The following is an 11,046-nucleotide window of genomic DNA, read 5'->3' on the forward strand; positions in this document are numbered from 1 at the left end:
CCGCCAGCCCCTCGGGTAACAGTGGTGCGCCAACTGCGATCAGGATGGGGGCGGGACGTGGCAGCAGCGGAACTGGACGCCCAGGTCGGCATCATCGGAACCGGCACCATGGGCAGCACGCTCGCCTGGCAGCTCGCCCGGCGCGGCGTGCAGGTCCTCGCGTTCGAGCAGTTCGCACCGGGACACGACCGGGGAGCCGTCGGCGGCGAAACCCGGCTGTTCCGGCTGGCCTACGCCGAAGGCCACCAGTACGTGCCGCTGCTGCGGGACTCCCTGCGGCTGTGGCGCGAGCTCGAGGACGAGGCTGGCACGAACATCCTGACGCAGTGCGGGGGACTGTCCATCGGCGATCCCGAAGGCGACTACATCGCTGGGCTGCTCGCCAGCGCGCGCGACACCGCGGTCCCGGTCGACGTCCTGCCCACGGCTGAAGTGGCCGAGCGCTACCCGCAGCACGACCTCCGCGACGGCGAGGTCGCCGTGCTCGACCACCAGGCCGGTTACCTGCGCTGCGAGCAGGCAGTGCTCAGCGCCGCGCGCGTCGCCGAACGCGCCGGGGCCGAGGTGCTGCGCTACACCGAGGTCACCGAACTCGTCGAAGACGGCGACAGCGTGCTGGTGCGCACCGCCGGCGGATCGTCGCACCGGGTCGGGCAGGCGGTGGTGGCCGCCGGTTCGTGGGCCACCCGCTTCCTCCCGCCGCGCCTGGCCAGCGCGGTCGAATCACGCCGGGTGCTGCTCAGCTGGTTCGGCACCGAGGACATCGACGCCTACCGGCCCGACCGGTTCCCGATCTTCATCCACCACCGCGACGGCCAGCACGTCTACGGCATGCCCACGGTGGACGACGTGATGGTCAAAGTCGCCGGTGTCATCACGGCGCACCCCGTGCCCAACCCGGAAGCCGTCGAACGACGGCACAGCGCGGCCGAAGTCCACCAGGTCTCCGACGTCGTGGGCAAGTTCCTGCCCGGCCTGCACCCGGAGCCACTCCGCACCGACGCCTTCACCGACCTCTACACCCGCGACGACCGCCCCCTCGTCGGGCGCGTCGGGAACCGCATCGCGGTCACCACCGGGCACTCCGGGCGCGGCTTCAAGTACGCCCCGGGCATCGCCGCGGCAGTGGCGGACGTGCTGGCCGGAACCGCCGACCCGCGCTACGAGTTCCTGTCGCCGAGCCGGTTCTGAGCTGTTTCGGCCCCGGGCGGTGCGGGGTACTGCGAGGGCGACCGGCACCGCTGTCGAGAGGATCAACCATGACCACGGCGCGCGACATCATGCATTCAGGGGCCAAGTGCATCAACGAGGACGACAGCTTGTACACGGCCGCGCAGATGATGCGCGACCTCAAGGTCGGGTCGCTACCGATCTGCGGGCGTGACAACCGGCTGCACGGCATCATCACCGACCGCGACATCGTCGTGCGCTGCTGCGCGGAGGGCCGCGACCCGTCCGAGATGAAGGCCGGTGAACTCGCCCAGGGCAAGCCGTACTGGGTCGACGCCGGATCCGACGTGACCAAGGTGCTGTCCATGATGGAGGAGCACCAGATCCGCCGGATCCCGGTCATCGCCGAGCACCAGCTGGTCGGCATGATCAGCGAGGCCGACCTGGCCCGCCACCTCACCGACGAGCAGCTGGCGCACTTCGTGGAGAGCGTCTACGCGAGCAAGTGAGCAACAGCGCCCAGCACCCGGCTTTCGTCGGCCGGGCGCTGCGCGCTGCGCTCCGGGAAGCGGTCGCCCGGCGCGCTACCTATCCTGGTCAGTGCCCTCCCCGAAGAGCCAGGGCGAAGGGGGCGGAAGCGGATGACGACACGGGTGTTCGTGGTCGACGACCACGACGTGATCCGCCGCGGGATCGCTGCGCTGATCGGTGCGGAGGAAGACCTGGAACTGGTCGGCGAAGCCGCCGGCGTCGCCGAAGCACTGGCCTGGGTGCCCAAAGCCGACCCGCACGTCGCGGTGCTGGACGTGCGGCTCCCCGACGGCAACGGCGTGGAGCTGTGCCGGGAACTGCAGTCGCAGCTGCCCGGGCTGCGCTGCCTGATGCTCACCTCCTTCGACGACCACGACGCGCTGATGGACGCGATCATGGCCGGGGCCGCCGGGTTCGTGCTCAAAGGCGTGGTCAGCCAGGAGCTCGTCAGCGCCATCCGCACCGCCGGAGCCGGTCAGTCGCTGCTGAGCCAGCAGAAGACCGAGGCGATGCTGGCCTGGCTGCGCAAGGAGCAGGAGGAAGCCGATCCGCTGCGGGTGCTGACCGCGCGGGAACGGCAAGTGCTGGAACTGATCGGTGAAGGGCTCACCAACCGCGAGATCGCCAAGCGCATGTTCCTCGCCGAGAAGACCATCAAGAACTACGTGTCCCAGATGCTGGCCAAGCTGGCCATGCGGCACCGCAGCGAAGCGGCGGTGCTGGCCACCGAACTGCGACTCGACCGGGATTCGCGCAACAAGCGCTGAGCAGCGTGCGGCGGGGAGGCCGTCATGTCGTCACGACCGCCGGACACCGCGGCCGCGGAACTGGTGGCCGCGCCGCGGATGAGCGACGACGCGTTGCTGACCAGGCTCGCGATGGCCCTGCGGGAACTCCGGGACGGCAACTTCCGGCGCCGCCTGGTGCCCGGCGGTGGTGGCCTGGCCGCCGAGATCTCGGCCGTGTTCAACGAGTTGGCCGAGCGCAACCAACTGCTGGTCGGCGAGCTGCAGCGGGTCAGCGCCGCCGCCGACCGCGGCGAATGGCCCATCGAGCTCGTCGACTTCGACGGCGCTGGCCAGGGCGGCTGGGCGGCCGCGGCGAACGCGGTCAACGGCATGCTGCGCAACCTGCTGGCGCCGGTCGCCGAGCTCAACCGCGTGGTGGACGCCCTCACCCGCGGTGACCTCACGCAGCGGATGCCGCGCCGCGAATCCGACGGGCAGCTGCCCGGCGAGATGGCCGGGCTGAGCACCGCGGTCAACCAGCTGCTCGACCAGCTCTCGCTGTTCGCCCAGGAGATCACCCGCGTGGCCCGGGAGATCGGCACCGAGGGCAAGCTCGGTGGCCAGGCCGAGGTCCCCGGCCTGCTGGGCACCTGGCGGGACCTGACCGACGCGGTCAACGGCATGGCCGACAACCTGACCAGCCAGGTGCGCGACATCTCCCACGTGGCCAAGGCGGTCGCCGCCGGCGACCTCAGCCGCAAGATCACCGTCGAGGTCTCCGGTGAGACGCGGGAGCTGAAGGAGACCATCAACACGATGGTTGACCAGCTCTCCGCGTTCGCCGACGAGGTCACCCGGCTGGCCCGCGAAGTGGCCAACGAGGGGCGGCTGGGCGGCCAGGCGGAGGTGCCCGGCGCGGCCGGGACCTGGCGGGGCCTGACCGACTCGGTCAACTTCATGGCCCGCAACCTGACCAACCAGGTGCGCAGCATCGCCCAGGTGGCCACCGCGGTCGCGCGCGGCGACCTGTCGAAGAAGATCGACGTCGACGCGCGCGGCGAGATCCTGGAGCTGAAGAACACCATCAACACGATGGTCGACCAGCTCTCCGCGTTCGCCGACGAGGTCACCCGGGTGGCCCGGGAGGTCGGCACCGACGGCAAGCTCGGCGGCCAGGCGCGGGTGCACGGCGTGGCCGGGACCTGGAAGGACCTGACCGACAACGTCAACATCATGGCCGACAACCTGACCAGCCAGGTGCGCAGCATCGCCCAGGTGGCCACCGCGGTGGCCGGGGGAGACCTGTCGAAGAAGATCACCGTGGAGGCCAAGGGCGAGGTCGCCGCGCTGGCCGAGACCATCAACGGGATGGTCGAGACGCTGCGCGCCTTCGCCGACGAGGTCACCCGGGTGGCCCGGGAGGTCGGCACCGAGGGCAGCCTCGGCGGCCAGGCGCGGGTGCCCAACGTCGCCGGTACCTGGAAGGACCTGACCGACAACGTCAACACCATGGCCCGCAACCTGACAAACCAGGTGCGCAACATCGCCCAGGTCACCACCGCGGTCGCGCGCGGCGACCTGTCGAAGAAGATCGACGTCGACGCCAGCGGTGAGATCCTCGAGCTCAAGAACACCATCAACACGATGGTCGACCAGCTCTCCGCCTTCGCCTCCGAGGTCACCCGGGTGGCCCGCGAGGTCGGCACCGAGGGCAAGCTCGGCGGGCAGGCCGAGGTCGCCGACGTCTCCGGCACCTGGCGGCGGCTCACCGAGAGCGTCAACCGCCTCGCCGGCAACCTCACCACCCAGGTCCGGGCCATCGCCCAGGTGGCCACCGCGGTCACCGAAGGCGACCTGACCAGGCAGATCACCGTCGACGCCTCCGGTGAGGTCGCCGAGCTCAAGGACAACATCAACGCGATGATCAACAACCTGAAGGAGACCACCCGGGCCAACCAGGAGCAGGACTGGCTCAAGACCAACCTGGCCCGGATGTCGGCGCTGATGCAGGGCCAGCACGACCTCAACGCGCTCGCGCAGCTGATCATGAGCGAGTTGGCGCCGCTGGTCTCGGCGCAGTACGGCGCGTTCTTCCTGCGCCAGGAGCAGGCCGACGGGCGCACCGTCCTGGAACGCACCGCCTGCTACGGCCGCCCACCCGGCGACGACCGCGAACTGCGCTTCGAACCGGGCGAGTCGCTCGTCGGCCAGGTGGCGGTCGACCGCAACTCGATCGTGGTGAGCGACGCGCCGCCCGGCCACATCCGGATCGGCACCGGGCTCGGCGAGCTCACCCCGACGAACGTGGCGGTCGTGCCGGTGCTGTTCGAGGGCGAGGTCCTCGCGGTCATCGAACTAGCCTCGGTCGCCGAGTTCACCCCGGTGCACCTCGACCTGCTGGAGCGGTTGAAGGAGACCATCGGCGTCGACGTCAACAGCATCGTGGTCAACTCGCGCACCGAGTCGCTGCTGGACGAGTCCCAGCACCTCGCCAGGGAACTGCAAGCCCGCTCCGAGCAGCTGCAGCAGCAGCAGACCGAGCTCCAGCGGTCCAACACCGAGCTGGAGGAGAAGGCCGCGCTGCTGGCCAGCCGCAACCGCGACATCGAGCTCAAGAACATCGAGATCGAACAGGCCCGGCAGGAACTCGAAGAACGCGCCCGGCAGCTGTCCCAGGCCTCGGCCTACAAGTCGGAGTTCCTGGCCAACATGTCCCACGAGCTGCGGACCCCGCTCAACAGCGTGCTGATCCTGGCCAAGCTGCTGGCCGACAACATGGAGGGCAACCTGACCCCCCAGCAGATCGACCTGGCCAAGACCATGCACCAGGCCGGTACCGACTTGCTGCAGCTGATCAACGACGTGCTCGACCTGTCCAAGGTCGAAGCCGGGCAGATGCACCTGCTGGTGGAGGACGTGGAGCTGGCCGAACTGGCCGCGCACGTCGAATCGCTGTACCGACCGCTGGCCGCGGACAAGGGCCTGGACTTCGAGGTCATCGTGGCGGCTTCGGCACCACCGACCGTGCGCACCGACCGCAACCGGCTCGAGCAGATCGTCCGCAACCTGCTGTCCAACGCCGTCAAGTTCACCGACAAGGGCCGGGTCGAGCTGCGCATCCGGTTGGCCCAACCCACCGAGGTCACCACCCAAGGCCTGCAGCGCGCCGACCAGCGGCTGGCGTTCTCGGTCCGCGACACCGGCATCGGCATCCCGGCCGACAAGCTGAGCCTGATCTTCGAGGCGTTCCAGCAGGTGGACGGCACCACGGTCCGCAAGTACGGCGGCACCGGGCTGGGCCTGTCGATCAGCCGCGAGCTGACCGCGCTGCTCGGCGGGGAGCTGCAGGTGCGCAGCGAACCCGGCCAGGGCAGCACCTTCACCCTCTACCTCCCGGTCGAGACCAAGTCCCACGTGACGGTGGAGGTGGAGCGCCCGGTCGCCCGGGCCCACCCGCCGAGCTCGGCCGAAAGCAGCCTGGACGTCTCCGCGGAGGGCATCGATCCGCCGATGCGCCCCACCGAGCTGATCCGCCAGGAAGGCCACCAGCACCTGCGGGTCGCCGACGAACCCGAGGAGCACACGTCACTGCGGTTCAACGGCGAGAAGGTGCTGGTGGTCGACGACGACTACCGCAGCGTGCAGGCCATCAAGACGCTCCTGGAGCAGCACGGCCTGCAGGTGGTGCACGCGGACAACGCGGTGGCCGGGCTCAGCACGCTGCAGCAGCACGGCGACGTCGCGATCGTGCTGATGGACGTGATGATGCCGGAGATGGACGGCAACGCCACGATCCGGATCATCCGGGAGATGCCGCGCTACCGGGACCTGGCGATCATCGCGGTCACCGCGAAGGTGATGAAGGGCGATCGGGAGCAGAGCATCGCGGCCGGTGCCACCGAGTGCATGAGCAAGCCCGTCGACGTGAACAAGCTGCTGGACCTGCTCTCCGCGCACCTGCCGGCCAACCTCGTCGCCGAAGAGGAGCCGCCCGAGCCCGGGTGAGTGGTCAGTCGACCTGCTCGGACTCCTCGCAGGGGGTGGTGGGCAGGTCCGCGAGCTGCTCGCGGAAGCGCTGCGCCCACACCAGGTCGCGCGCGAAGGTGGCGTCGAAGTGGTCGATGCCGTGCGGATCAGCCATGGCGGCTCCCAACGTCGATTGCTCGCAGGCTGTATCCGAACACGATAACCGCAGGTGGAAGTGGGTGGTGCGGCGCCATCGACGACGGGTGTTGCTCCTGTGCACCGCTGCGCCGGGTGGGGCGGTTCGATTCCCCACCCGGCGCTCGCACGTCGGCGGAAATCACATCTTCGGGTCCTTCGGCCCTGTTGCGGCCAGCTCTGGTTCCACCTCGGGGGAGAACAGCGGGTCCTGCTGCAACTCCCGCCACAGCGACACCGCAAGGGCGATCATCACCAGCACGAACGGTGCCGCCGTGACGATCACGGTGTTCTGCAGGGCGTCCAACCCGCCTGCGATCAGCAGGACGATCGCGGTCAGCCCGGTGAGCGCGCCCCACAGGGTCAGCACCGACGTCCGCGGCCGGGCCGCGCCGTCGGAGGACAGCATGCTCAGCACGTAGGTGTTGGCGTCGGCGCCGGAGACGAAGAACAGCAGCACCAGCGCCATCGCGATCACCGACGTCACCGCGGGCCACGGCAGCGTCTCCAGCATGGCGAAGATCGCGTTGTTGGAGTCCTCGGCCGCGGCCTGCGCGATCTGCCCGCCGCGGAACGCGTCGTGGAAGATCGCCGACCCGCCGAAGGCGGTGAACCAGAGGAAGAACACCGCGCTGGGCACGCCGAGCACCGCCAGCACGAACTCGCGGATGGTGCGCCCCTTGGAGATGCGGGCCAGGAACACCCCGACGAAGGCGCCCCAGGAGATCCACCAGGCGAGCATGAAGTAGGTCCAGCTCTGCATCCAGCCCAGCTCGCCGAAGATCCCGGTGCGCAGGCTCATCGGGATGAAGTCCCCGGCGTACTGGCCCATCGACTCCACCAGCAGGTTGAACACGAAACCGGTCGGCCCGAGCACCAGCACGAAGCCGAACAGCACCACGGTCAGGCCCATGCTCGTCTCGCTGAGGAAGCGGATGCCCTTGTGCAGGCCGGTGATCGCGGACACCGTGAACAGCAGCGTGACCACCGCGATGATCACGACCTGGGTGCCGGTGCCGCCGGATGCGCCGAACACCCGGGCCAGACCGCCGTTGATCTGCAGCGCGCCCAGGCCGAGCGAGGTGGTCGTGCCGAACAGGGTCGCGAAGATCGCCAGCACGTCGATGGCCTTGCCGAGCGGGCCGTCGACGCGGTCGCCCAGCAGCGGCCGCAGCATCGGGCTGATCAGGCCCTTGCGGCCCTTGCGGTGGGTCGAGTAGCCGAGCGCGATGCCGAACACCGCGAAGATCGCCCAGGCGTGCAAACCCCAGTCGAAGAAGGAGTACTGCATCGCGACCACCGCGGCATGCTTGGTGCCCGGTGCGGCCAGGTCGTGCGGCGGGTCGGCGAAGTGGGCGATGGGTTCGGACACCCCGTAGGAGACCAGGCCGATGCCCATCACGGCGGCCAGAATCATTGCCAGCCAGCTGATCGTGCTGAACTCCGGCCGGTCGTCGTCCGCACCGAGCCGGATGCGCCCGAAGCGGCTGAACGCCAGCAGCGCCAGGAAGCCGAGCATGGCCAGGCTCGCCACCAGGTACACCCAGCCGAACGAGCCGGTGATCCAGTTCAGCGCGGTGGTGGTGGCGGTGTCGAGGCTGTCGGTGAACAAGGTGGCCCACAGCACGAACAGCGCGCACAGCGCCACCGACGTGTAGAAGACCGCACCCAGCCGGTTGGGTGGGGACGATGGTGAGTTGGCTTGCGCCATGAATGGGACTCCAGTGGAACGGGGCTCCCCGTTGCGGGCGCGCGCAGACGGCGCGCAGCGTCCGAACAGGAAGGAGAGGGCGGTGCGCCGCAGGACCGGACGGCGTGGTGCGCGTCCACGGCGGGCGCAGGTGGGGACTGGTGGAAGCTCTTCCTGTCGGCGATCGCGGCCGGAGGTTCGGCGGAACCTCGACTGGGCGGGGAGGGCAGGTGCCGCACGGGATTGGCCCCCCGCCGGGTTCGAAAGCCTACCGCACCCGGGCTGAAGGCCTGGTCAGCCCCGTTACCGTTGCGTGTTCTGGACGCTGGTATACGCAGTATTGCGCGAATCGCGCAAGCGTGTCTAAGGTGATCCCGTTGCCGCGGTGGGCGAGTGGCGGATGGCCGAATTGGGCTGTGGCGAGCAGAAAAGCAGGTGGCCATGGGATCGCGAGTGCTGGTTGTGGCGGACGACCTCAGTGGTGCCGGTGACTCCGGTGTTCCCTTCGCGTTGCGCGAAATGCGCACCCTGTTGGCGCTGGATGACGCCGGGGACGCCGAGGTCTTCGTTGCCGACACGGACAGCAGGCACGTGACTCCTGAACAGGCGGCGGAGCGGGTCTCGGCGGCGCTGCGCGGCCACGCGGACGGGCGGGTGGTGTTCAAGAAGGTCGACTCGACGCTGCGCGGCAACCTGGCGGCCGAGATCGGCGCGGTCGTGGCGCACGCCGCTGGCGCGGGAGTGCTGGTCTGCCCGGCGTCCCCGGCAACTGGGCGGACCGTCCTCGGTGGTGTCGTCCACATCAACGGCACCCCCTTACACCACACCGACGCGTGGGCGGCCGAACCGGACGAGCCCCCGGTGGACATCGCCTCGGCGCTCAAGCCGCTTTCGGTGAAGCACGTGGCGCTGGCCTCGGTTCGAGGGGATGGCGCAGCGTTGCGAGCCCGCGTGTCGGAACTGCTCGCCGAGGTCGACGTCGTCGTCTGCGACGCGGTGGCGGAAAGTGACCTGCGGGCGGTGGCGGCGGCGGGCATGGCAGCCCCGGACCAGCCCTGCTGGGTGGGCTCGGCGGGCCTGGCTGATGCGCTGGCCGAGCAACTGCGCCCGGGGCGCGAGGTGGAGCCACCACCCCCGGTGAACGGCCACGCGCTCGCCGTGGTCGGCAGCGCCAACGGGGTTTCCCGCGAACAGGCCGAGTTCTTGTCGGAGCACTTCCCGCACACCCGGCGGTTATCGGTGCGGAACCTGCTCGACGCAAACGCCGCAGCGCTCGCGCGAATGTCCGAACAGGTCCGCGACGCGCTGGAGACGGGCGACGTCGTGGTCACCGTGGACGGCCCGGTCGACGTCAGCGTCGCTCGCCGGCTGAACACCGCGCTCGCCGAGGTGTGCGCCCCCGCGACCAGCGAAGCAGCGCTGCTGGTGCTCACCGGCGGCGAAACCGCCCGAGCAGTGCTGAGCCGACGCGGTGTCACTGGTCTGCGGCTGCTGAACGAGCTCGAACCAGGTGTGGTGCTGGCGCGCACCGAACCGCAGCCCGGGTATGTGATCACCAAAGCCGGTGGCTTCGGCACGCCGGAGACGTTGCACCGGGCGGTCACCGCGGCCCGGTCCAAGAGGGACTACTGGTGAGTCCCACCGCCCGCAGGAGGAGCCGTGACCGATGCGGGACGGGGGATCGCCGCCGCACGCCATAGCTGAGGCGGGAGGTGCCGAGGTGAGCACGGATACCGGGCAGCGGATGACCGCCGGACAGCGTCGTGCCCTGATTGAGCGCCTGGTGGCTGAACGCGGCGCGGTGCAGGTCGAGGAGCTCGCCGATTCCTTGGCGGTCACCCAGTCGACGATTCGGCGGGACCTCTCGCTGCTGACGGAGCAGGGCAAGCTGGCCCGCACCTACGGAGGTGCGATGCCTGCCACCACGCCCGAGCAGTCCCTCGGTCAGCGCACAGCCCTGGCCACAGCGGAGAAGGACCGCATCGCGAGGTGGGCAGCCGGGCAGATCGGTGCGGCGGAGACGGTGATCTTGGACGCAGGGACGACCACTGGACGCCTTGCCCGCCACCTCCGAGACCGAGCTGGCCTGACGGTGATCACCAACGGAGTCACCACGCTCACCGAGCTCGCCGACGCCGACGCCGTGCGGCTGATCGCCTTGGCGGGGGAAGTGCGCCACATCAGCCAGGGTTTCGTGGGACCGCTGGCCGAACTCACCCTTTCGCGGCTCACTGCTGACAAAGCGTTCCTGGGGGCTGACGGGTTGGACCCTCGCCTTGGCATCTGCGAGGCCAGCCTGTGCCAGACGCGGCTGAAGGAGCAGATGGTGGTTCAGTCGCGGGAACTGTTCGTGCTGGCCGACAGCAGCAAGCTCGGCGTTGCTCCGTTCAACGCTTGGGCTCCCTTGCCGTCTCGTTGGACCCTTGTCACCGACCTCGGTGCGACGGAGGAGCAGGTTGCGGCGTTTCGTGCTCTTCCTGGTGTCGATGTCGTCGTGGTCTGAGGGTCTCATCGCTTCGGGGCCGGTTGTTCGACTCACTTGACTTGGCTGCTTGGACCCTTTGCGGTGGCTGTTCGGGGTTGGTTTTGGGTTGTTCGCTGTTGAGTTTTCAAGGTGCTTGGGGCTTGTTGCCGGTTGTGTCGTGCGGGGTGGTCATCCCCGTGGTTTGGGGGGGTTGTGGGGGCTGGGTCCCGGATGTCAAGCCCGGCCTGGCGGCCGTCACTGCGGGGTTTCAGGCTTGACATCCGGGCCCCAGCCCCTGTTTG

At 69.4% G+C, this 11,046-nt stretch carries 8 protein-coding genes; 6 read left to right on the plus strand and 2 right to left on the minus strand.

What is annotated here, in order from left to right; genetic code table 11:
• Positions 1–57: 57 nt before the first annotated feature.
• The 4 genes from solA (at position 58) to ABT324_RS27070 (ending at position 6,434) form a co-directional block, all read left to right on the plus strand.
• Positions 58–1,191 carry an N-methyl-L-tryptophan oxidase gene (gene solA, locus ABT324_RS27055; RefSeq protein WP_351183143.1) on the plus strand — a complete coding sequence of 378 codons (1,134 nt, stop codon included), beginning with the start codon at positions 58–60 and terminating at the stop codon, positions 1,189–1,191.
• Between the two features lie 68 nt (positions 1,192–1,259).
• A complete protein-coding gene (locus tag ABT324_RS27060) occupies positions 1,260–1,679 on the plus strand; it encodes a CBS domain-containing protein (RefSeq protein ID WP_351183145.1) in 420 nt (139 codons plus the stop codon).
• A gap of 132 nt (positions 1,680–1,811) precedes the next feature.
• On the plus strand, positions 1,812–2,468 hold the full coding sequence (locus ABT324_RS27065; RefSeq protein WP_351183147.1) for a response regulator: 657 nt from the start codon (positions 1,812–1,814) through the stop codon (positions 2,466–2,468).
• Between the two features lie 24 nt (positions 2,469–2,492).
• Positions 2,493–6,434, plus strand: coding sequence for a HAMP domain-containing protein (locus tag ABT324_RS27070; protein ID WP_351183149.1), 3,942 nt, complete (start codon positions 2,493–2,495; stop codon positions 6,432–6,434).
• Between the two features lie 4 nt (positions 6,435–6,438).
• On the opposite strand, the gene ABT324_RS27075 is transcribed toward ABT324_RS27070, so the two are convergent.
• Together ABT324_RS27075 and ABT324_RS27080 are read right to left on the minus strand one after the other, a co-directional pair.
• Positions 6,439–6,570: a hypothetical protein gene (locus ABT324_RS27075; protein ID WP_351183151.1), complete on the minus strand. Its 132-nt coding sequence runs from the start codon at positions 6,568–6,570 to the stop codon at positions 6,439–6,441.
• A 162-nt stretch (positions 6,571–6,732) separates the two neighbouring features.
• Entirely contained in the window at positions 6,733–8,301 is a 1,569-nt protein-coding gene (locus ABT324_RS27080; protein ID WP_351183153.1) for a BCCT family transporter, read from the minus strand.
• 432 nt (positions 8,302–8,733) lie between these two features.
• On the opposite strand from ABT324_RS27080, the gene ABT324_RS27085 reads away from it, so the two are divergent.
• Positions 8,734–9,915: a four-carbon acid sugar kinase family protein gene (locus tag ABT324_RS27085; protein WP_351183155.1), complete on the plus strand. Its 1,182-nt coding sequence runs from the start codon at positions 8,734–8,736 to the stop codon at positions 9,913–9,915.
• Between the two features lie 85 nt (positions 9,916–10,000).
• Positions 10,001–10,783: a DeoR/GlpR family DNA-binding transcription regulator gene (locus ABT324_RS27090; RefSeq protein ID WP_351183157.1), complete on the plus strand. Its 783-nt coding sequence runs from the start codon at positions 10,001–10,003 to the stop codon at positions 10,781–10,783.
• Positions 10,784–11,046 lie beyond the last annotated feature (263 nt).

This window comes from Saccharopolyspora sp. NPDC000359 (assembly GCF_040300525.1).
GTDB lineage: Bacteria > Actinomycetota > Actinomycetes > Mycobacteriales > Pseudonocardiaceae > Saccharopolyspora.

Coding starts and splice junctions, on each gene's coding strand:
- ABT324_RS27070 (WP_351183149.1), top strand. CDS start 2,493: ATGTCGTCACGACCGCCGGACACCGCGGCCGCGGAACTGGTGGCCGCG.
- ABT324_RS27060 (WP_351183145.1), top strand. CDS start 1,260: ATGACCACGGCGCGCGACATCATGCATTCAGGGGCCAAGTGCATCAAC.
- ABT324_RS27080 (WP_351183153.1), bottom strand. CDS start 8,301: ATGGCGCAAGCCAACTCACCATCGTCCCCACCCAACCGGCTGGGTGCG.
- ABT324_RS27075 (WP_351183151.1), bottom strand. CDS start 6,570: ATGGCTGATCCGCACGGCATCGACCACTTCGACGCCACCTTCGCGCGC.
- ABT324_RS27065 (WP_351183147.1), top strand. CDS start 1,812: ATGACGACACGGGTGTTCGTGGTCGACGACCACGACGTGATCCGCCGC.